Origin of the sequence: Rhodococcus sp. Leaf247, assembly GCF_001426185.1 — a bacterium.
Taxonomy (GTDB): domain Bacteria; phylum Actinomycetota; class Actinomycetes; order Mycobacteriales; family Mycobacteriaceae; genus Rhodococcoides.
Map to the genome: position 1 here is coordinate 243,150 of NZ_LMRP01000001.1, position 21,682 is coordinate 264,831.

The following is a 21,682-nucleotide window of genomic DNA, read 5'->3' on the forward strand; positions in this document are numbered from 1 at the left end:
TCAGAGCTTCAGGAAGGAACGTACCCGGGACGTCACGCCCGCAACCACGTCGAGATTGGTGCGGACGACGGGTGCGACCGGCCACGAGTACAGAACGGCGCCCGCTCCCAACGCCTCGGCCAGCTTCCACCCGTCCTCGGTGAGCAGTTCCGCGCCGCGGCGGCGGATGCTGCGGACGTCGCCGCCGGTCCACTCCGCGTCGGAGTCGACCAGGCGGAGCGAGTCGGGCGTCTTGCCCAGCCCGCGGGGGGTCGCCGCACCGAGAAGGCTGCGCCGCATCGCGTCGTCGACCCCGGTCAGCCCACCCTCCGGCTCCGGTACGAACTCCGAGATGCGGTTCTCCGACGCGGTCATCGAGTTGACCAGCGACTGGACCAGGTCGTCGGCCAGCAAGCCGGGGACGGGAATCAGTCGGCCGATGACCAGCGCGGCCAGCTTCGTCGGGATCCCCGGCGTGGGGATACCCAGTCGGTGCAGGTCCGCGGCGTGCACGTACGCGAACACCAGGTCCTTGTAGGGCAGGATTTCCGGTCCGGCGATGTCGTAGGCACCGGCGGGGACGTCCGACGACGCGGTTGCCACCAGGTAGTGCACGACGTCGTCGACGGCGATCGGCTGCACGGGCTTGCTCAACCAGCTCGGCAGGGGAAGTACCGGGAGCCGATCGGCCAGGTAGCGGATCATCTCGAACGACGTCGACCCGGCGCCGACGACGATGGCTGCCCGCAGCCAGACCACCTCGATACCGTCGATGGTCAGGGCCTCGCCCACCTCGGCGCGGCTCGCAAGGTGCTCGGACAGCTTCTCGCCCTCGGGAACGAAGCCGCCGAGATAGACGATCCGGCGTACACCCGCGGCCTTGGCGGCCTCGGCGAAATGGCGCGCGGAGGCCAGGTCGGTCGCCCGGTATCCGGACTCGCCGATCGCGTGGACCAGGTAGTACGCCACCTCGATGTCTCCGGACGACAGCGCCTCGGCGCAGGAGTCGGCATCCGTGACGTCCAGTCGCACGGCGCGGACGTCGTCGTACCAGTCGAAATTCGTCAGACGCGTCGGCGTGCGGGAGCCCACCACCACGTCGTCGCCGTCTTTCACCAGCGCAGCGACGAGGCGAGAACCGATGTAGCCACTGGCCCCGGTCACGAAAGCAGTCATGTTCTCGACATTACGGGTGCAGTGCGCTCGCATACCGCCGCGTGAGAGGCGTCACCGTGCAGACTGTGCTCATGGCCGACGTGGATCGACACCGAGCACCCGACAACGATCTGTCGGTGCGCACCGTCCGGCTGCCCGTACCGTCACTCGGCAACATGCTCGGACTCGCCCGCGGCACCGTGCTCTGGTCGCTCGACACCGTCGCGTTCGTCGCCCAGCTGCCTCGGCGCATCGACGACCTGTTCGTGCGTGTCGACGAGGTGATCGCCGCGATCGAGCGCATCACCGACCAGGCTCAGACCGTCATCGGCAAGGTCTCGGCCACCACCGAGGACGCGCAGGGCGTCATCGTCGGGGCGGAGTCGGCCTCGTCCAAGGCGCTGGCGATGATCTCGGAGCTCGAACCGATCACCAAGCGCGCGATTCCGCTGGGCCGCACCTTCGTGGACAACTTCTCCGAGGCCGAGGTTCAGGCGGCCGTGAAGCTCGTGGACCAGCTGCCGGAGCTGGTGCAGCGGATGGAGGGCATCATGCCGATCCTCGCCACGCTCGACACGGTGTCCCCCGAGATCCACGAACTGCTCGAGGTGACCAAGGACGTGCGCAAGGCCGTCATCGGTATCCCGGGGTTCAAGTTCTTCCGCAATCGCGGCGAGGAACGTCTGCACGACTGATCGTCGCGCCGCCACACCTCGCGAGTACGTCCAGAGTGCTGTGATCCCGGCCTTCTCAGCGACGTTATCGACGTACTCGCGGGGGTGGGGACCACACACGGCAACCGTGTCGGTGGGTCCGTGCACTATGGAGAGGTGAAGAACCCCACCGCTCCGTCGCCCGAGGACGTGCTCGCGCGATTCACGGCTCCGACGCGTGCGTGGTTCGACGGTGCCTTCCCCGCTCCCACCGCCGCGCAGATCGGCGCGTGGGACTCCATCTCCAGCGGCGCGCACACCTTGGTCGTCGCTCCCACCGGCTCCGGTAAAACACTGTCAGCATTCCTGTGGGCGCTGGACAAGCTGGTCAGCCGTGATCCCGAGGACACGGCACCGGGCACCCGGGTGCTGTACGTCTCCCCGTTGAAAGCCCTTGCTGTCGATGTCGAGCGCAACCTCCGCGCACCGTTGGTCGGCATCACCCAGACGGCCAAGTTGCAGGGGGTTGCGCCGCCGGAGATCTCGGTGGGCGTGCGGTCCGGCGACACCAGCCCCGCCGATCGTCGTCTGATGCTCAAGACGCCGCCGGACATCCTCATCACGACACCGGAATCGTTGTTCCTGATGCTGACGTCCGCGGCGCGCGAATCACTCGAACGCGTCGACACCGTCATCGTCGACGAGGTGCATGCCGTCGCCGGCACCAAGCGCGGCGCGCATCTGGCGCTGTCGCTGGAGCGTCTCGACGCGAGATTGGACAAACCCGCTCAGCGCATCGGTCTGTCCGCGACCGTCCGTCCGCACGAGGAGGTGGGACGCTTCCTCACCGGGACTGCACCCATCAGCATCGTGTGCCCGCCGTCGCCGAAGACGTTCGACCTCTCGGTGCGCGTTCCGGTCGAGGACATGACGGAACTCGGCACCACCGAGCCGCAGGAGGGGTCCGCGTCGGCCGCCCCACAGCAGGGGTCCATCTGGCCGCATGTCGAGGCGCAGATCGTCGACCTCGTCCTGGAGCACCGGTCGTCCATCGTCTTCGCCAATTCCCGACGGCTCTCGGAGCGACTCACCGCCCGGCTCAACGAGATCTACGCCGAACGCCTCGGTGACGGCGCCCCCGTCGACCACGCACCGCCCTCGCAGATCGGCGCGTCCGGCGACGTCGTCCATGGTGCCGAACCACTGCTGGCACGGGCACACCACGGCAGCGTGAGCAAGGATCAGCGCGCGCTCATCGAGGACGACCTGAAGTCCGGCCGACTGAAATGCGTCGTGGCCACCAGCAGCCTCGAACTCGGGATCGACATGGGCGCAGTCGATCTGGTGGTGCAGGTCGAGGCGCCGCCGTCCGTTGCCAGTGGTCTGCAGCGCGTCGGTCGCGCCGGCCACCAGGTCGGCGAGATCTCCCGCGGCGTGCTGTTCCCGAAGCACCGCACCGACCTGATCCACTGTGCTGTCACCGTGCAGCGGATGACAGACGGGCACATCGAGGCGCTGAAGGTGCCGGCCAATCCGCTCGACATCCTGGCCCAGCACACCGTGGCGGCGTGCGCGCTCGAACCCATCGACGCCGACGAGTGGTTCGACATGGTCAGGCGCACCGGCAATTTCGGGTCGCTCCCCCGGTCCGCCTACGAGTCCACGCTGGACCTGCTGTCGGGAAAGTACCCGTCCGACGAGTTCGCCGAGCTGCGGCCACGTTTGGTCTGGGACCGCGACGGTGGATCGCTGACCGGTCGCCCCGGCGCCCAGCGTCTGGCGGTCACCTCCGGCGGCGCCATCCCCGACCGCGGACTGTTCGGTGTGTTCATGGTCGGCGAGAAGGCCAGCCGCGTCGGCGAACTCGACGAGGAGATGGTCTACGAGTCGCGCGTCGGAGACGTCTTCGCCCTCGGCGCCACCAGCTGGCGCATCGAGGAGATCACCCACGACCGTGTCCTGGTCAGCCCGGCCTACGGTCAACCGGGCCGGCTTCCGTTCTGGCACGGTGACGGCCTCGGCCGCCCGGCCGAGCTCGGCGAGGCACTGGGCGCATTCCTGCGCGAGTCCTCCGACGACGACGCCCTGCGCGAACGACTGCAGCAGAGCGGGCTCGACGTCAACGCGGTGAACAACCTGTCCGCGCTGCTCACCGAGCAGCGCACCGCGACGGGCCACATGCCCACCGATCGCACGTTGGTCGTCGAACGGTTCCGCGACGAGCTGGGCGACTGGCGTCTGGTGCTGCACTCCCCCTACGGCCAGCAGGTGCACGCACCGTGGGCCCTCGCCATCGGTGCCCGCCTCATCGAGCGGTACGGCATCGACTCTCAACCGACGGCATCGGACGACGGCATCATCGTGCGGCTCCCGGACACCGACGACGAGCCGCCGGGCCCGGACCTGTTCGTCTTCGAGAAGGACGAGATCACCGACATCGTCACCGAGCAGGTCGGTGGCTCCGCGCTCTTCGCATCGCGGTTCCGTGAATGTGCCGCGCGCGCACTGCTTCTCCCCCGCCGCAACCCCGGAAAGCGAGCGCCACTCTGGCAGCAGCGTCAACGCGCCGCGCAGCTTCTCGACGTGGCCAAGAAGTACCCCACGTTCCCCATCCTGCTCGAGACGGTGCGCGAGTGCCTGCAGGACGTCTACGACCTGCCGGCGCTGGAAGACCTGTGCGTCCGCATCGCGCGCCGCCAGATCCGCATCGTCGACGTCGAGACCGACTCGCCGTCACCGTTCGCCACGTCGTTGCTCTTCAGCTACGTCGGCCAGTTCATGTACGAGGGCGACTCTCCGCTGGCCGAACGTCGAGCTGCCGCACTGTCTCTCGACGCCTCGCTGCTGGCGGAGCTGCTCGGACGCGTCGAACTGCGCGACCTGCTCGACGGCGACGTCGTCACCGACACCGAGCTCGAACTGCAGCGCCTCGTCGACGACCGCAAGGCCCGCGACGCGGAGGGCGTGGCAGACCTGCTGCGCCTGCTCGGCCCGCTCACGACGGCGGAGCTCGAGGCACGCATCGAGTCGCCCGGCTCCGCAGCGCAGTGGGCGGGCGAGCTCACCGCGGCGCGCCGCGCCCTCGAGGTCTCGTTCGCCGGGTCGCAGTGGTGGGTCGCCATCGAGGACGCCAGCAGACTCCGTGACGCGCTGGGTGTTCCGTTGCCCATCGGCACGCCTGCCGCCTTCATCGAGCCCGTCGAGGATCCCCTCGGCGACCTCGTGAGCCGCTACGCGCGCACGCACGGTCCGTTCTCGGTCGCGGACGTCGCCGGCCGTTTCGGCATCGGGTCGGCGGTCGCCCGCGACGCGCTACTGCGCCTCGTCGCCCAGAAGCGCGTGGTGGAAGGTGAATTCCGGCCCGGCGGTTCCGGCAGCGAGTGGTGTGACGCCGAGGTACTGCGCAGGCTCCGCCGGCGGTCGCTCGCCGCCGCACGCCAGGACGTCGAACCCGTGTCCACCGGCGTCCTCGGCCGCTTCCTGCCGCGCTGGCAGCACGTCGGCGGCACCCTGCGCGGACTCGACGGCGTGGCGACAGTCATCGACCAACTCGCCGGCGTCCCCGCGCCCGCCTCGGCCTGGGAGTCGCTCATCCTGCCGCAACGCGTCCGGGACTACTCCCCCGCAATGCTCGACGAGCTGACCGCTACCGGCGAAGTCGTGTGGTCCGGCCACGGCGCGATCTCCTCGAAGGACGGGTGGATCTGCCTCCATCCCGCCGACGCCGCACCGGTGACGCTGCCGCCCGCCAAGGACGACGAACTGACGGACTTGCAGCAGACCGTGCTGCAGGTGCTCTCGGGCGGCGGCGCGTACTTCTTCCGACAGCTGTCCGACACCGTCGGGCAGCTGCACCAAACCGAGTCCGGCGCACCGGCCGACGACCCGACTCTGGTTGCGGCGCTGTGGGATCTGGTGTGGACTGGGCACCTGACCAACGACACGTTCGCCCCGCTGCGAGCGCTGCTGCACGGCACCACCCGTTCCGCGCCGAGCCACCGCCCCGCTCGGCGCTCGCCTCGGGCGCGGTCCTACCAACGTTTCGCGCGACCCTCCCTCCCGACGCGCACGGGCCCGCCCTCCGCGGGTGGTCGGTGGGCGCTGCTCCCGGAGGCCGAGTCCGACCCCACCATTCGGGCACACGCCACCTCGGACATCCTGCTCGAGCGGTACGGCGTCGTGACCCGAGGGTCCGTCATGAACGAGGGCGTCCCCGGCGGTTTCGGCGGTGTCTACAAGGTGCTCACCGGCTTCGAGGACAGCGGCCGCGCGCGACGCGGGTACTTCGTCGACTCGCTCGGCGGCGCCCAGTTCTCCACCTCGGACGTCGTCGACCGACTGCGAAGCGAGTCCGAACGGCCCGTCGGGGCCGTGGCCCTCGCCGCCACCGACCCCGCCAATCCGTACGGCGCCGCGCTGCCCTGGCCGAAGAGTCCCGTGGATGCAGCGTCGGGCCACCGCCCCGGGCGCAAGGCCGGCGCTCTCGTCGTCATGGTGGACGGCGAACTCGTGCTCTACGTCGAGCGCGGCGGCAAGACGGTGCTCACCTTCACCGAGGAGCGCGACGTGCTCGTCACCGCGGCGTCGGCTCTTGTGTCGTTGGTGACCACCAGGTCCGTCGACAAGCTGGTGATCGAACGCACCGACGGGAGCGACATCCACGGCTCCGTCTTCGCGACGATCCTCACCGAAGCGGGCTTCTCGGCGACGCCGCGTGGCCTCCGGATCAGGGCCTGATCCATGCCCGAAGGCGACACCGTCTGGCGCACGGCCAACAGTCTGCGCGACGCACTCGACGGCAAGGTTCTCACGACGTGTGATGTCCGCGTGCCGCGCTACGCCACGGTCGACTTCACCGGCGAGACAGTGGAATCGGTTCTCTCGGCGGGAAAGCATCTCGTCATCGAGGTCGGCGGCAAGGTCATCCACTCCCATCTGAAGATGGAAGGTGCGTGGCACGTCTACCAGCCGGACACACCGTGGAGACGGCCCGCCTACCAAGCGCGCATCGTGCTGGGAACGAGTGACCGAGTCGCGGTCGGATTCGAACTCGGCGTCGTGGAGATACTGGATACCGTCGAGGAAGCGGTCGGGTATCTCGGTCCGGATCTGCTAGGGCCCCTGTGGGATCCGGCGGAGGCCCTCGCGAATCTCGAAGCGGAGCCCGACAGGCCGATCGGTCTGGCTCTGCTCGACCAACGCGTCATCGCCGGTCTGGGGAACGTCTACCGCAACGAGATCCTGTTCCTGCGCGGCGTCGATCCCCACACTCCCGTTGCCGAGGCGGGCAATCTGGCCAAGATGATCGATCTGTCCCACCGGACGATCACGGCCAACAAGAACCGCAACGCGCGCACCTTCACCGGTGATCTTCGTGCGGGCCGGCACTTCTGGGTCTACGGCCGGGAGAACAAGCCGTGCCGCCGATGCGGAACGCGCATCCGCGAGGGGCTGCTCGGCGACAACCCGCTCGAAGAGCGGCAGATCTACTGGTGCCCGAGGTGCCAACCTGCTCCGTGAACCGGCTGTCCGGTCACGACTTCTCGGGCACCTCCGGCGCACCCAGTCGCGCCGAGGCGTCGAGCATCGTCTCGGTCCGATCCCGGTGCGAGGTAGCCGGAGTCGTGGTGTCCGGCCAGTCCTCGATCTCCGCCAGCGCCCAGTCGCTCCACTCGACGATGTGCGAGAAGTGTCCGACCATGAAGCGATTTGCGAGAGCCATCAGGTGCTGACGCTCGGGAAACGTCGCGATGGTGGTGTCTCGCAGCGTGACGGCGTGCCGCCCGAAGAGTCGGCGGGTGGCGTCGGCCTGCTCCCGCATCGTCCGCAGGTTGCCGCGCAGGTCCTCGATGGAACCCTGCTCGGCGAACAGCACCCGCATCATGCCCTCGAACTCGAGGGCCGACGGGCGAGACTTCTCCGCCAACCATGCCGTCAGGGCTGCGCACCCCTCGTCAGTGATCGAGTAGACGGTACGGGGACGCGCGCCCACGGCATCTGCTCTCGCAGACACGAGCCCGCGCTCGAGCAACTTCTTCGGCGCGTTGTAGTGCTGCCGTCCCGCCCGAGGCCACAGTTCGCCGACACCACGACCGAACAGTTCCGAGATGTCGTACGCGGTCAGGTCCCGCGACACCAACATGCCGAGCACGACGTACGACGTCGTGGTGAGGTCGCCCTGAGCCACCGGTTCCACCTCTGGATTTCTCCCCCGGTAGCGAGCCTACTTGCCGGTGTCCTCCGCCACCTCGTCGATGTCGTCGGCTGTGTCCTCGGCGCCGGAAGACGGCCCGGACTGCTGCGCATACAGGGCTTTCGCCAGCGACCCGGCCAGCGCCGCCGCCGGCGCACTCCCGTCCGTTCCGGGCGCCATGTTCGCCCAGACCACCATCGTCAGGTCGTTGACCGGGTCGTACCCCATGAAGGAGTTGTACCCGGGCATCTCGCCGATGTGTCCGAACATCGGTCCCATCTGCGCGAGCCCGTAGCCGTACCCGGCAGAGGACGGGTTGTCGGGATCGGTCGGCTGCACACTGTCCATCCGCACCGTCTGGGTGTCCGCGTCGAGCAGGTCGCCCCTGACCAACGCCCGGACCCACGTGGCCAGATCGTTCGCCGTCGAGATGCCCTGGCCGGCCGAACTCGTCCACGACGGGTTGTCGTTCGTGGTGTCCCTCGGCTGGACCGAGCCGGCGTCGATCGCAGCGATCCGGTCCGGGGACAGCGCTTCCTTGCCCTCCCCGAGAGTTTCGACATTGCCGCTGTAGCTGTACCCGCGGGTGAACGGCGCCGGGATGCTCGTATCGGTGGTGGCGGGATACGACGTCCCCGCCAATGCCAGCGGACCGAAGAGCCTGTCCTGGAAGATCCGGTCGATGGGCTTGCCGTCGAGCTTCTCGGCGATCAGTCCGAGCAGCACGGTGTTGGTGTTGGAGTAGCTGTAGCCCTCTCCCGGTGGGAAGTTCGGCGGGTTGCTCAGCCCCAGTGCGACGAGTTCCTCGGCGCTCCACACCCGGCCGGGGTCGGTGTCGAGTGCCTCGTTGAGCTCCACGGTCTGGGTGTAGCTGAAGAGCCCACTGCGCATGTCGAGCAACTGCCCGATCGTGATGGCATCACCGTTCGGCACATCGGGCCGGAACTTGCTCACCGGATCGTCGACGGACAGCAACCCCTCCTGGACCATCTGCAGGATGACCGTGCCCGTCCACGTCTTCGTGTTCGACCCGATCCGCACCTTGGTGTCGAGAGTCGGGGCCTCCGACCGATCGGCCGCCACCGAACCCCAAGTCTTGACGTACTCACCGTCCGGCGTGGTGATCAGCACGACCATGCCGATCTCCCGCGACGTCGTGGCGACGTCCTCGACCATCGCATCGAGAGCTGCGGGATCGAGTGGCAGGAGAGCCGATTCGGTCGCTGACGACGTGACCGGCGCCGGCGCCTCGCCGCTGCTGGACGAGCAGCCCGCGATGAAGATCAGGGCAGAGGCCGTCGCTATACCGACGGAACGAGAGACAGTGCGAACAGTCATGAGCGTGTGAACCTTCCGAGTCCCTGCTTGTCGAGGTATTCGACCGTGAACGAGGCGGGAGCACCGTTCGCGATCTCGAACGTGATCCCGGTCGGGCCGACCGCGTTCTCGCCGGACGTCTCGAAGAAGTAGGTATCACCGTCGTAATGGGTGAGGGGGTACGTCAGCTGACCGTCCTTGCCGACGGTGAGCGTGAGCCGATCACCGTCCGCCGAGACCCGTGCCGGTCCGTGGAACGGGCTGTCGAACATTCCGACGTACTCGGTCGCGGGACGAGCAGGGGTCACCGAGGCCGGCGGTGTCGCGTAGTCGACCGGCGACGCCTCCTCCTCTGCGATCCCGTCGAAGATCCCGGCGATCAGCGGTGCCCAGTCGACGGTCTGCCGACCGTTCCGCACCTGGTCGATGAACTGCGCGGCAACAGTTTCCGAGCCCCCGACCGGTGCCGAGTTGGACAGGACGACGATGCCCAGCTGTTCACTCGGCAACATGAACACGGTGGTGCTCGCCCCGAGGGCGAACGCTCCGGAATGCGACAGCTCGACCCGCCCCTTGTCGTCCGTACCCACGTTGAATCCCAACCCGTAGAACGAGTCCCGTGCGCCCTCCGTCCTGGACGCGCCCGACAGGGAGTGCGAGGTGTGCGTGTACTGCAGTGCGTCCGCGTCCACGATGCGACGCCCCTCGAACTCTCCCCCGCCGAGTTCCATGCGGATCCACTTCGTCATGTCGTCGACGGACGAACTCGCTCCGCCGGCGGGTGACTGATTGTCGGGCTCGCGGACGTACTTCGCTTCCCACTCGGTGGTCGAACCGTCGGCGAGCACGTGGTTCACCGCATGGTTGGGCGAGTTCGCCCAATCCTCGAATCGTGACGAGGTGTCGGCCATGCCGAGGGGCTCGTAGATGCGACGCCGAGACAGCTCGGGCCAGTCGGTGCCCTGCGCCTTCGCTGCGGCGTTGCCGGCGGCGGTGAACCCGAAGTTCGTGTACGCGTAGCTGTCCCGGAACGACGCCAGCGGGAGCTGGTCGAGTCGGCCCATGATGTCGTCGTAGTCGTACCCGAAATCCTCGAGGACGTCTCCGGCATGATCCGGCAGACCCGATCGGTGCGAGAGCAGATCGACGAACGTCGCGTGCTCGCTCACATACGGATCCGCTACCGCGAATTCGGGCTCGTACCTCTCCACGGGATCGGCCCAGTCGACCGCTCCGTCTCCGACCGAGGCAGCGATGACGCTGGACGCGACCGGCTTCGACACCGACGCGAGCTGGAACCGGGTGTGCGTGTCGACAGGCTCGTCGGTACCGACCCTGCGGACACCGAATCCCCGCGAGTACAGCACCTCGTCCTGGTACACGACGGCAGCCGCGACTCCCGGCGTCCCGGTCCGCGCCATCATCGCCTCGACGTACCCGTCGAGATCGCCGACGGCCGCGTCGACGTCCGCGCGGTCGATCTGGGCGGCAGGGACGGCCGGCGGGCTGTCCGCGAGTGGCTCCGGCGACGCCTCCTCCGAGCTGCATCCCGCTGCCACCAAGGCCAGCGTCAGTACCGTCGCAGCAATTCTCGCGGCCATCTCGTCTTCCCCGTTCGACGTGCCGAGTCTCCGTCCCACGAACATGGGCCGGAGACCGATCGGTTCGAGACCCTACGCCGACTGTGTACTTTGCACCATGCAAGTTGCACCATCGACTACAAGACGGTCGTGTGTGCCGACAGCACTTCCCGGGTATGAGCCCCACAACCGGACAAGAGGGATCGGCAGACGGAAGGAACCGACACATGTCGAAGGACGAGTTCAGCAAGGGCGACAAGGTCGAGTGGAAGACGCACGGCACCAAGACCGAAGGCGAGGTGGTCGAGAAGATCACCTCCGAGACCGAAGCCGGTGGGCGCACGGTCAAGGCGTCGAAGGACGACCCGCAGTACCGAGTGGAGAGTGACAAGTCCGGCAAGGACGCGGTGCACAAGCCCTCCGCGCTCGATCCGAAGGACTGACCCACTCACGCCTGCTCGTCGACGCCGGCTCTCCTCCGCTTCACCTGGTAGAGGTCGGTGTCGGCGCGTGCGAGAACGTCCGACGCCGGCTCGCCGGGGAACGCGGACGACGCGCTACCGACGCTGACGTGGGGGAAGGCGGCGGCGGTGGCGGCGACGAAGGCGCGGCTCACGGTCGGCGAAGCACCGTGCACGACTGCCGCGAACTCGTCGCCGCCCAGTCTCGCGATCACCGTCCCCGGTGGTGCCAGATCGGACCACGAGCGGGCGAGTGAGATCAACAATCGGTCGCCCGCAAGATGACCGGACGTGTCGTTGATGGCTTTGAAGCCGTCGACGTCCAGCGCGACGACGGTGATCGACGACGTCGTCACCTCGCTGATGGCCATCTCCCACCCCGCCCGATTCCGCACACCGGTGAGCGGGTCCGTGTGGGACGCGTCGATGAGCGCCCTGGTCACCGATCCGAACGCCTCGGCCGCTCCGACGATCGCGACCACGAAGACCAGGTAGCTGATGGGATACAGCTGGGCGGGGGACGCGGCGGCAGCCCCGCAGACCGCCACCACGAGCACGATCACCAGGACCTGAGCGACCGTCCGGTCGTGGAAGGCGCGGATGTACATGGCCAGGAACATCACCGCGATCAGGCACATGAACTGCGATGCGGTGAGCACATGGAAGACCATGACAGCGGGCGTCGCGATCATGGCGGCGCCCACGGCGATACCGAGAGCGACGCGTCCGCGCGGCCGGACCGCCAGGACGAGCAGCGCCGCCACCCCGACGACGACGGCCACCACGCCGCCCGCCACCGGTGACGTCACCCGGTCGCCGTGCGGAAGCAGCGAGACGGTCACTCCCACTGCATACAGCGATGTCGTGACGGCCAGATACTGGCGCAGCAGGCGGGTGCGGAGTTGGGCGGTTCCGTGCCGAACACCAGGTGGCTGGACGCCGTCGACGGACCGCATGCCGACACGATGCCAGGTTCGGCGGGAGTCGGAAAACCGGAGAGGGCTACCGCGCGTCGTGCGCCGCGGCCAGGCGTCGCACGGCCTCCTGCAGCTCGGCCTCGGTCGACGTCGCGAAGCAGACGCGCAACGCGGTACCGAGTTCGTCGCCATCGTCCGGATCGAAGGCGCGACCGGGAACGTACGCGACGCCGCGGTCCAGCGCTGCCGGCAGCAGCGCCGACGTGTCCGTGCCGTCGGTGAACTGCACCCACAGGAACATCCCGCCGCGGGCCGCATCGACCTCGATCGCCGAACCGAGTTCGCTGCGTAGTGCTCCGACCAACACCTCCGCCCGTGCCGAGTAGACCGCACGCACGTCGTCCAGGTGCTGTCGCAACCACGGCTCGTCGGCGAGCAGGTCCGCCGCGACCAGTTGCGTCAACGACGACCCGCACAGATCGGCGCTCTGCTTGATCCGCTCCACGGCGTCGCACACCGGTCGGGCCGCGGTGAGCCACCCGACGCGCAACGACGGTGCGAGGATCTTGGACGCCGAGCCCAGACGGATCACCCGATCGGACGCGATGGGGCCCGGCGGGGGTGCGTCGAACCACACGTCGCCGTAGGGATCGTCGTCGACGACCCAGAAGCCGTACCGTTCCGCGAGGTCGACGAGGGCGTGGCGACGCCCGATCGACAGCACTCCCCCGCGAGGATTGTGGAAGTTGCTGACGGTGTGCACGGCGCGAGTGCTTCTATCTCCTTCGCAAGCTGAGCCGAGGCTCCGGTCTGCGCCGATGACTCGCAGCGACGGTGCTTGCTGTGCAGCCCGCGGACCCGAACCGTCACAACGGCGAAAGAGGGAAGCCCTCGACCGGATGGCCGAGGGCTTCCTTTTCAACATGCTCTAGCGGCAGACTAGGCCCGCCCTCCGCGGCTCAGGGATTGCGCCACCAGGCGCTTCGCCACGTCTAGTGGCAAGCCGGGGGTCGAGACGCGCAACGCCCGAATCGCGGCCACTTCGTTTTGCTCCGCCGAAACCACTCGATCGACTTCTTCGCCAGTTGGCGTCGGACCTACCCAGGCTTCGGCTGGTTGCCGAGGCGACTCTCTTCTATCCAGTAGGTAGATGACGCCGAACATTACTCCGACCGCCAGAGCTCCGACTGAGATCCACCAGGATCCCTCGACCAAAGCGCCGACGACCAGGACCGCGACTGCTATTTCTAGCGCGACAATGAAAAACAGTCTTGTTCTGGCGTATTCGATGAAATTCATTCCCGGACACCCCCGCTTCCATCTCGGATGTAGCTCATATTACCGATGATTCTCTTGTTTGAACGGTCAGGCAAGTGTCAGCATCTCTGCGAAACTAGTTCGAGGCTGAACAGCTCTGCTGCTAGCGCGGTTCCTAGTTTCAAGGTCGTTGCAGCATAGTTGCGCTGCTCCTCAGCATTGAGGGCACGGAACGTTGTGGCGACAGTACGCGCGCCTCCGTTGTTGTTGAACATTTGCTTGAGTTTCGTCACCTTCGTGACTGTGAAATATGCCCCGGCTACCGCGGTTACTAGCGCAGCAACGCACATCATGACGTCATACGCCCCGCCACCTCTGCATGCTCCACCTGGGCCGCCGTAGGTTCCGAATACACAGAAGGTTCCGAGGAACCCCCGGGCTTGCATTTCCGAAGGGCTCAGTGGCTCTGACCCCGCTTCGAGTTCTTCCGGACGAGGAGGGAGACGTCCTTCCGTGGGCGGCAATTCGGGTGCATTCTGGACGTCCAGTTCAGGATCCTGCGACTCTTCGTTCAGAGAAGCATTGGGGTCAGCTTCCTCAGCAGTGCGTGCAGTAATCTCGGGCCCGGGCTGTGCGTCTTCCGCGTTGATCGGAATTATTACGGGTGTAAAGGTGACCTTGCCGCCCTGATAATTCTGGTGGACAATTCCATTTTCTGTATACTCGTCACTTGTCGGGTAACCGAATGATCCGTTCTCCCAGCTATTCTCGCCCCAGTAACGTCCAACTTCGCCCCAGACAGTGCGAGCCCCGGTCGCACCGGACCAGTACACCGACCCGCCGTCGAACGAGTTGAATCGGCCGTTATCTTTGATCATCGCTTCGTTACTTGCAGGAAAGCCTAACGTTCCAACCTCGTAGTCGAGGGTTCCCCACTTCTGCAGAATCTGACCCTGAACATTATAAGCTGCAGTGGCATTCTGCTTGTAATATATGTTCCCGCCTTCGAATCGGTTCAACGACCCAGGGCGTCGAGTAGGGATTTCACGTGTAACAGGGAATCCGAGATTGCCGTTCTCGTGGTTCAGCTGAGACCAACGCGTTCGAATCAACCCGCCGACCTGGTGTGCGCCGGTGTCACGGTGCCAGTAGATCGAGTTGTTGTTCGAGAATCCCTGCCACTTTCCTTCCCGGGCGGCGTTATTTTCTGGCGTTATCGGTAGGCCGTTTTTGCCGACTGCGATCCATTCCGATTCGATTGCCCCTCGAACCCACTGGCCGTTCACGAACTGGTCCGCTCGCGCGATTCCTGATGAGAGCAACACGGATAGCACAGTGATCACTGCGAGAGGAATGAGGGACCACCGGCGCAACTTCCGTAGACGCCAGATGCGGGGTCGTGTGCGCTTTGCGCGCTTTGGGGGGTTCACACAGCTACCTCACAGGCAATGTCCACCTTTCGCAAGGCGAACGAAACAATCGAGTCGTTGAGATTTCGCTTAGATGAGCTGGCCACCTGGGTATGACTCATTTCAAAGGCGGACAGGGGCCCAAAATCGTTGATGTAACCGGGCACGCCGCCCGGTTATCCAATTCTCTACGATTTTTGACCTTCTATCCCACATTTGAATACCGAGCCGCTTAGTAGCTTTTTCCGTCAGCCGGCCCAGGTCGGCGCACCGACAGTTCTGTTGCAGAGCGATAGGTTGTACCGCTGCTGAGCATGGCGTAGAGGACGTTGGATCGCCGTCGGGCGAGACAGATCAGCGCTGAGCGGTGGTTCTTTCCCTCGGTGCGTTTGCGGTCGTAGTAGGCACGGGATGCGGGTTCGCGGAGTGATGCGAACGCTGAGAGGTACATGGCGCGTTTGAGTCTGGCGTTGCCGCTGTGTTGGCGGTGTTCGCCGCGGATGGATGTTCCGGATCTATGGGTGCGGGGTGCGACGCCGGCGTAGACGGCGAGGTGGCCGGCGTTCTGGAAGCGGTCGATGTCGGCGATTTCGACGAGCATCGTGACGGCGGTGCGGGCTGCGACACCGGGCATCGAGGTGAGGATGGGACCTGCTGGGTGTCGGTCCAGTTCGGCCACGAACTGGACCTCGAGGTCCGCGCGGGCTTCGCGGACCTGGTGAAGCTGCCGCGCCAGCGTCCGCAGCACGAAGTCTGCCTTCTCGGCACCCGGCACGGTGACGGTCTGCTCCCCCAGCGCGGCTTCGATGGAGTCGGCGACGGCGTCCCCGATGCGCGGTGCGGCCGCCTTGGTGACCTCCCTGAGGTGCGTACTGGTCGTCGCAGCGAGTCCGACAGGGCCACCGAACGCGGCTAGGACGGCGACGCCGACTGGCCGGTACAGGTGCTTGCCGATGGCGCGTTCGAGTGCGGGATGCACGGTGAGCAGAACGGATCGGATGCGGCCGTTGATGCGGTTCTCCTCGGCGGCGAGGTCGGCGTCGAACCCGGCGAGCATCCGCAGCCCTTCGACGATGTCGTCGTGTTGGGCGATCGGCAGCAGCGTGTCGGGAAGGGTGCGGGCGGCGTCGGCGATGATGAAGGCATCGCGGACGTCGGTCTTGGCGTTGCCCGGGTACAGGTCGGCGATACGCCGCATCCGTAGACCGGACAGGTAGGCGACGTCGGCGCCGGCGGCGCGGGCCACTGCGACGGGCATCGCGCCGATGTTGCGGGGCTGGTCGACCACCACCAGAACTGAACCAGCAGTAGCCAGTTCGCCGAGCAGGGCAGTGATTGCGTTCTCGTCCTGCGGTAGCGGACGGCTCAGGATTCGGGTGCCGTCGGCGGCGAGGGCAACGGCGTGGTGGGCGGTCTTGCCGACGTCGATGCCGCAGTAGACGTCGTACTTTCGGGTGATCATCGCACCTCCGACTCAAGCGAACTGTCGTTGTCGGTCGCGGCATCGTCTCCCGTCACCCACGTTATGCAGACCCGTCTCGCGCTCGGCCATGCCTCTATCAGCGGTGATCCGATGCCTTCTCCCGTCGGCGGCGACACTTGCGAAGACGTGACATCCGTCAGGGGCACCCAGAGCCATACCGACGGGAGACGACCAGGTCCCGCGGGGCGGTGACCTGGTCGAAGAAGATAACGGGCGCACTCCTGACTCGAGCAGCCGCGCGAGGGCATCGGTGTCGGTGCCGTCTGTATCGACCGGGACCGACTCGATGCGGGCACCGACGGCCTGGAACGCTTGCAGCGCACCGGGATACACCGGTCGATCGACCACGACCACGTCGCCGGGATCGACGAGCACGGACGCGAGCAGGCTGAGCGCCTGCTGGGAGCCGTGCGTCACCACCACCGAGGCGGGAGACACCTCGTCGTGGACCAGCGCCGACTCCCGTGCGGCGATCACGTCGCGGAGCCTCCGCACTCCTGCGGTCTCCGCGTACTGCAGGGCGGCGGTGGAGCCGCCCAGTATCCGATGCGCGACGTCGCGAATGGTGCTGTGCGGCATGACGTCCGGCGACGGAAGACCGCCGGCGAGGGACAGGATGCCCGGCCGCACGGTCAACGACAGCAGGTCGCGGATGGCCGATCCGGTGATCGCCGACGCGCGGACGGACAAGGGTGGAAGGACAGAGGACGACATGGCTTCTCCGAACACCGTGGACACCAGACGTCGCGGCGCGCTCACAGGATGTCTGCGTACAGAGTGGCTCGGACGGGAACGGCGCCCATGGTGAGGCGCTGGACCCATGCTAAACCGAGTGCCCACTCTGTGACACCCTCATCCCACCCCTCGAGGCAACTCCCGGTGCGTCAGTCCAGATCGTCGTGGCGCATGAGCTGGCGAGCAGCCTCGGTGATCGACCCGGTCAGCGACGGATAGACGGAGAACGTCGCGGCCAGGTCGTTGACCGTGAGGTTGTTCTGCACTGCGATGGCGATCGGCAGGATCAGCTCCGACGCGGTCGGCGCGACGACGACGCCGCCGATGACGACGCCGGTGGCCGGTCGGCAGAAGATCTTGACGAAGCCGCGACGGAGGCCGGACATCTTGGCCCTCGGGTTGGTGTTGAGAGGCAGCATCACCGTCCGCGCCGGCACGTCGCCGTTGTCGATGGAGGACTGCCCCACACCGACCGTGGCGATCTCGGGACGGGTGAACACCGCCGACGCGACCGTCTTGAGCTTGATGGGGCTGACGCCCTCACCGAGAGCGTGGTACATCGCGATACGGCCCTGCATCGCGGCGACGGACGCGAGCGGGAGCAGCCCCGTGCAGTCACCGGCGGCATAGATACCGGTGACGCGGGTGCGTGACACCCGGTCCACCCGCAGGTAGCCACCACGGTCGAGTTCGATGCCGACACTCTCGAGCCCGAGATTCGCGGTGTTGGGCACCGAGCCGACGGTCATCAGAGCGTGGGAACCTTCGACGGTCTCCCCGTCGGACATCGTGACGACGATGCCGTCGTCCGTGCGCGTGACGGAGTCGGCGCGCGCGTTCTTGATCAGCGTCACACCGCGTTCGGACAGGACGTCCTCGAGAACCAGCGCGGCATCGGCGTCCTCGCCGGGCAGCACGCGGTCGCGGCTGGACACCACGGTGACCTTGACGCCCATCTCCGTGTACGCCGAGACGAACTCGGCGCCGGTGACACCGGAACCCACGACGATCAGGTGAGTGGGGAGCGAATCGAGGTCGTACAGATGACGCCACGTGAGGATGCGCTCGCCGTCGGGCTCTGCTCCGGGAAGGATCCGGGGGCTGGCACCGGTCGCGATCAGCACCACCTCGGCGTCGAGCTGCTGCGTCGTACCGTCGGCGAGAGTCGCCTCGACCTGGTGGGCAGCGAGGCCCGGCTGGGTGTCCACCACTTTGGCGGAGCCGGCCAACACCGTCACACCCACGGTCTGCAGACGAGCCCGGATGTCGGAGGATTGGGCCTGCGCAAGGGATTTCACACGGTTGTGGATCTGCGGGAGATCGACGGTGGCGGATGCCGGATCCAGCTCGATGCCGAGATCGGATGCACGCCGCATGTCGGTTCGGATGCCGGTGGACGCGATGAAGGTCTTCGACGGGACGCAGTCCCACAGCACGCAGGCGCCGCCCACACCGTCGGAATCGATGAGAGTCACCGTCCCACCGTGCTGAGCAGCGACCAGTGCAGCCTCGTACCCGGCCGGTCCACCGCCGATGATCACGATGCGGGTCATTCATCCTCCGTAACGGGTTTGCGGGAGAGTCCTAGCGGGCGTGAGGGTTGCTCACACTCCTCAAACCTATTCCACCGAGGCTCGCGCTCGCACCTCAGCCCGACGCCGGAGCGCGGACGACCTCGATCCGCGTGACACGGACATGACGGTTTAGGCTGACCGCCGTGCCGATCTACGCCGCTTACGGTTCCAACATGCACCCCGAGCAGATGCTCGAGCGGTGCCCCCACTCGCCTGCGTCCGGGACGGGGTGGCTGCCGGGATGGCGTCTGACGTTCGGTGGCGGCGACATCGGGTGGGAAGGCGCGCTGGCGACGGTCGTCGAAGACCCCGATTCGAAAGTCTTCGTCGTCCTGTACGACGTCTCCCCCGAGGACGAGGAAAGCCTCGACCGGTGGGAGGGTTCCGAGCTCGGCATCCACCGCAAGATCCGTCTGCGCGTCGACACCGACGACGAGCCCGTCCTGGCGTGGCTGTACGTCCTCGACGCGTACGAGGGTGGACTTCCGTCCGCCCGCTACCTGGGTGTGATGGCCGAAGCGGCGGAGATCGCCGGAGCTCCCGCGGACTACGTCCGTGACCTCCGCACGAGGAACAGCCGCAACGTGGGTCCCGGCACCTCCCCGTCCTGAGAGCTGACGGTCAGAGCACCTGATCGTCGCCCAGGCCCAGGGCGAGCGCCGTCATCGCCCGGACGCCGACGGCGAGCGCACGCTCGTCCAGATCGAACGTGGGCTGATGGATGTCGAGTTGCGGCCCGACGCCGGACCACACACCCAGCCGAGCCATGGCACCCGGAACGTTCTCGAGGTACCACGAGAAGTCCTCACCGCCGCCGGACTGCGCGGTGTCGGCCAATGCGTCCGGGCCGAGTGAGCGGATGGCCGCCTCGAAACGGCGCGTCGCGTGCTCGTCGTTCACGACGGGGGGCACGCCTCGCCGGTAGTGCACCTCGAATTTGACCCCGGTGGGTGCGAGCACCCCGGCCACGATCTCCTGCACCAGTGGCTCGAGCAGCGCCCAGGTCTGGTGATCCCCTGTGCGGACGGTGCCGGTCAGCATGCCCTTCTGCGGGATCGCGTTGGGCGCCTGCCCCGCGACGACAGCGCCCCACACCATGACGGTGCTGGTCCGCGGATCGACCCGACGGCTGAGCAGCCCCGGCAGACCCGTGATGACCGACCCGAGAGCGTAGACCAGGTCCGATGTCAGGTGCGGACGTGAGGTGTGTCCGCCGGCCGAGTCGAGGCGCAGTTCGACCGTGTCGGCCGCGGACGTGATGGCACCGACGCGGATGCCGATCTTGCCCACCTCGAGGCGTGGGTCGCAGTGCAGCGCGTAGATCTGCGACACGCTCGTCAGCGCACCCGCCGCCACCATGTCCAGCGCCCCACCCGGCATGACTTCCTCGGCCGGCTGGAAGATCAGACGTACTCCGTGCGGAAGGTTCGGCAGCGAGGCCAGCGCCAGGCCGGTCGCGAGAAGGATCGTCGTGTGCGCGTCGTGACCGCAGGCATGTGAGACACCGGGTACCTCGGACGAGTACTCGGCGCCCGTGAACTCGGTCAGCGGCAATGCGTCCATGTCGGCGCGGAGGGCCACTCTCGGCCCACTCGGACCGATGTCGCAGATCACGCCGCTGCCGCTGGGCAGCACGACGGGCGACAGACCCGCCGCCGTCAGGATCTCGGCGACCATCTTCGTGGTCTCGAACTCCTGACGCGCGAGCTCGGGATGTCGGTGGATCCGACGACGCCACGTCACGAGATCCGCCCCGTGTGCAGCGATCCAATCGTCGGCCGGGTTCATCGTCGTGCGGTCCTCTCGTGGGCGCCCTCGACGAATCGAGCGCGGTGATGCGGATCGGTCGCGGCCGCGACGACGACCTGCGCGAGAGCGCGGGCACCGTCGGTCACGGCGAGATCGGCGGAGTCGGTGACACATGCCGCCGCGAATGCGGGCTGGTGGGTGACGGCTCCACCCGAGTCCAACCCTATGACGGGGTGGATACCGGGAACGACCGCCGTGACGTTGCCCATGTCGGTGCTGCCGAACGGTCGCGACGTCTCGAACTCTGGCGGGACCAGCGTCCGCCCCAGAGCCGGTGCGACACTGCGGTATCGGTCGACCAGCCACGCGTCGGGCGTGAGTTCGGTGTAGGTCGGCGACACCGTCACGATCTCGTGGGTACACCCTGTCGCCGTCGCACCGGCTTCGAAGCACCCGCGAGCCCGACGGTCGAGGTCGTCCAGGGCTTCGGCAGTGTCCGCTCGCAGGTAGTAGAACATCTCGGACGATCCGGGAACGATGTTCGGAGCGATACCCGCGTGCCCGACGATGCCGTGGATCTGCTGGCCGGGCCGCAGATGCTGACGCAGCAGTCCGACACCCACCTGTGCGACGGTCACCGCGTCACCGGCGTTGATCCCCCACTCCGGCGCAGCGGACGCGTGAGCTTCCCGCCCGGTGTAGCGGACGGCGATGTCGGACAGGGCGAGTGACCGCGCGGCTGCGATGTCGAACGGACCCGGATGCACCATGAGCGCGAGGGACACGTCGTCGAACACTCCGGCGTCGAGCATGAGCACCTTGCCGCCACCGGATTCCTCCGCCGGCGTGCCCAGGACCCGCACGGTCAGGCCCAGCTCGTCCGCGACGGACGCCAGTGCGAGACCGGCGCCCACCGCGGATGCCGCAATGATGTTGTGCCCGCAGGCATGTCCGATCTCCGGCAGTGCGTCGTACTCGGCGCAGACGGCGACCACCAGGTCGCCCGATCCGAACGACGCGTCGAACGAGGTCGGCAGGTCGGCGACTCCGCGCCGCACCTCGAATCCGGCGCTCACCAGCAGCTCGGAAGTGGCCGCGGAAGCGAAGTGCTCCTCGAACGCCACCTCGGGACGGGCATGAATGGCATGCGACAACCCGATCAGGTCGGTACGCGCCGTGTCGATGACGGCGTCGATGGTCGGGTGCACGGTCACCAGTCT

18 protein-coding genes are annotated in these 21,682 nt (G+C 67.2%); 5 read left to right on the forward strand and 13 right to left on the reverse strand.

Features of this window, described 5'->3' with window-relative positions; genetic code table 11:
* Nucleotides 1–1,155 (reverse strand): NAD(P)H-binding protein, encoded by a 1,155-nt coding sequence (locus ASG64_RS01110; protein WP_056069269.1) that lies wholly within the window; start codon nucleotides 1,153–1,155, stop codon nucleotides 1–3.
* A 71-nt stretch (nucleotides 1,156–1,226) separates the two neighbouring features.
* Between ASG64_RS01110 and ASG64_RS01115 the strand changes: the two genes are divergently transcribed.
* The 3 genes from ASG64_RS01115 to ASG64_RS01125 all read left to right on the forward strand — a co-directional run bounded on the left by ASG64_RS01115 (nucleotide 1,227) and on the right by ASG64_RS01125 (nucleotide 7,307).
* The gene (locus ASG64_RS01115; RefSeq protein WP_082518277.1) at nucleotides 1,227–1,829 is read left to right on the forward strand and encodes a hypothetical protein; all 603 of its coding nucleotides are present in this window, start codon (nucleotides 1,227–1,229) and stop codon (nucleotides 1,827–1,829) included.
* Between the two features lie 135 nt (nucleotides 1,830–1,964).
* Nucleotides 1,965–6,524, forward strand: coding sequence for an ATP-dependent helicase (locus tag ASG64_RS01120; protein WP_056072415.1), 4,560 nt, complete (start codon nucleotides 1,965–1,967; stop codon nucleotides 6,522–6,524).
* A 3-nt stretch (nucleotides 6,525–6,527) separates the two neighbouring features.
* Nucleotides 6,528–7,307: a DNA-formamidopyrimidine glycosylase family protein gene (locus ASG64_RS01125; protein ID WP_056069272.1), complete on the forward strand. Its 780-nt coding sequence runs from the start codon at nucleotides 6,528–6,530 to the stop codon at nucleotides 7,305–7,307.
* A gap of 13 nt (nucleotides 7,308–7,320) precedes the next feature.
* On the opposite strand, the gene ASG64_RS01130 is transcribed toward ASG64_RS01125, so the two are convergent.
* From ASG64_RS01130 to ASG64_RS01140, 3 genes are read right to left on the reverse strand one after another with little or no spacing between them, the layout of a single operon-like run.
* Nucleotides 7,321–7,974 carry a PadR family transcriptional regulator gene (locus tag ASG64_RS01130; RefSeq protein WP_056072418.1) on the reverse strand — a complete coding sequence of 218 codons (654 nt, stop codon included), beginning with the start codon at nucleotides 7,972–7,974 and terminating at the stop codon, nucleotides 7,321–7,323.
* 36 nt (nucleotides 7,975–8,010) lie between these two features.
* Nucleotides 8,011–9,318, reverse strand: coding sequence for a serine hydrolase domain-containing protein (locus ASG64_RS01135; protein WP_056069275.1), 1,308 nt, complete (start codon nucleotides 9,316–9,318; stop codon nucleotides 8,011–8,013).
* Nucleotides 9,315–10,898, reverse strand: coding sequence for a serine hydrolase (locus ASG64_RS01140; RefSeq protein WP_056072421.1), 1,584 nt, complete (start codon nucleotides 10,896–10,898; stop codon nucleotides 9,315–9,317). The genes ASG64_RS01135 and ASG64_RS01140 overlap by 4 nt, the downstream gene beginning before the upstream one ends.
* 206 nt (nucleotides 10,899–11,104) lie before the next feature.
* On the opposite strand from ASG64_RS01140, the gene ASG64_RS01145 reads away from it, so the two are divergent.
* On the forward strand, nucleotides 11,105–11,320 hold the full coding sequence (locus ASG64_RS01145) for a DUF2945 domain-containing protein (protein ID WP_056069278.1): 216 nt from the start codon (nucleotides 11,105–11,107) through the stop codon (nucleotides 11,318–11,320).
* A gap of 5 nt (nucleotides 11,321–11,325) precedes the next feature.
* Here the strand turns inward: ASG64_RS01145 and ASG64_RS01150 are convergent, their stop codons facing one another.
* The 7 genes from ASG64_RS01150 to ASG64_RS01170 form a co-directional block, all read right to left on the reverse strand.
* Nucleotides 11,326–12,294, reverse strand: coding sequence for a GGDEF domain-containing protein (locus tag ASG64_RS01150; protein ID WP_082517952.1), 969 nt, complete (start codon nucleotides 12,292–12,294; stop codon nucleotides 11,326–11,328).
* A 46-nt stretch (nucleotides 12,295–12,340) separates the two neighbouring features.
* Nucleotides 12,341–13,180: an aminotransferase-like domain-containing protein gene (locus tag ASG64_RS01155; RefSeq protein ID WP_082517954.1), complete on the reverse strand. Its 840-nt coding sequence runs from the start codon at nucleotides 13,178–13,180 to the stop codon at nucleotides 12,341–12,343.
* A 14-nt stretch (nucleotides 13,181–13,194) separates the two neighbouring features.
* Nucleotides 13,195–13,554 (reverse strand): hypothetical protein, encoded by a 360-nt coding sequence (locus ASG64_RS21955; RefSeq protein WP_156388225.1) that lies wholly within the window; start codon nucleotides 13,552–13,554, stop codon nucleotides 13,195–13,197.
* A 77-nt stretch (nucleotides 13,555–13,631) separates the two neighbouring features.
* Nucleotides 13,632–14,837: an LGFP repeat-containing protein gene (locus ASG64_RS21065; RefSeq protein ID WP_162245353.1), complete on the reverse strand. Its 1,206-nt coding sequence runs from the start codon at nucleotides 14,835–14,837 to the stop codon at nucleotides 13,632–13,634.
* A 316-nt stretch (nucleotides 14,838–15,153) separates the two neighbouring features.
* Nucleotides 15,154–16,383 (reverse strand): IS110 family transposase, encoded by a 1,230-nt coding sequence (locus ASG64_RS01160; protein ID WP_056069285.1) that lies wholly within the window; start codon nucleotides 16,381–16,383, stop codon nucleotides 15,154–15,156.
* Between the two features lie 12 nt (nucleotides 16,384–16,395).
* Entirely contained in the window at nucleotides 16,396–17,163 is a 768-nt protein-coding gene (locus tag ASG64_RS01165; RefSeq protein ID WP_056069288.1) for an aminotransferase class I/II-fold pyridoxal phosphate-dependent enzyme, read from the reverse strand.
* Nucleotides 17,164–17,288: 125 nt separating this feature from the next.
* The gene (locus ASG64_RS01170) at nucleotides 17,289–18,692 is read right to left on the reverse strand and encodes an NAD(P)H-quinone dehydrogenase (protein ID WP_056069291.1); all 1,404 of its coding nucleotides are present in this window, start codon (nucleotides 18,690–18,692) and stop codon (nucleotides 17,289–17,291) included.
* Between the two features lie 164 nt (nucleotides 18,693–18,856).
* Between ASG64_RS01170 and ASG64_RS01175 the strand changes: the two genes are divergently transcribed.
* Nucleotides 18,857–19,324 (forward strand): gamma-glutamylcyclotransferase, encoded by a 468-nt coding sequence (locus tag ASG64_RS01175; RefSeq protein ID WP_042573169.1) that lies wholly within the window; start codon nucleotides 18,857–18,859, stop codon nucleotides 19,322–19,324.
* 10 nt (nucleotides 19,325–19,334) lie between these two features.
* Here the strand turns inward: ASG64_RS01175 and ASG64_RS01180 are convergent, their stop codons facing one another.
* A complete protein-coding gene (locus ASG64_RS01180) occupies nucleotides 19,335–20,501 on the reverse strand; it encodes a M20 family metallopeptidase (RefSeq protein WP_056069294.1) in 1,167 nt (388 codons plus the stop codon).
* A complete protein-coding gene (locus ASG64_RS01185) occupies nucleotides 20,498–21,670 on the reverse strand; it encodes a M20 family metallopeptidase (protein ID WP_056072424.1) in 1,173 nt (390 codons plus the stop codon). Before ASG64_RS01185 ends, ASG64_RS01180 begins: the two co-directional genes overlap by 4 nt.
* Nucleotides 21,671–21,682: the final 12 nt, after the last annotated feature.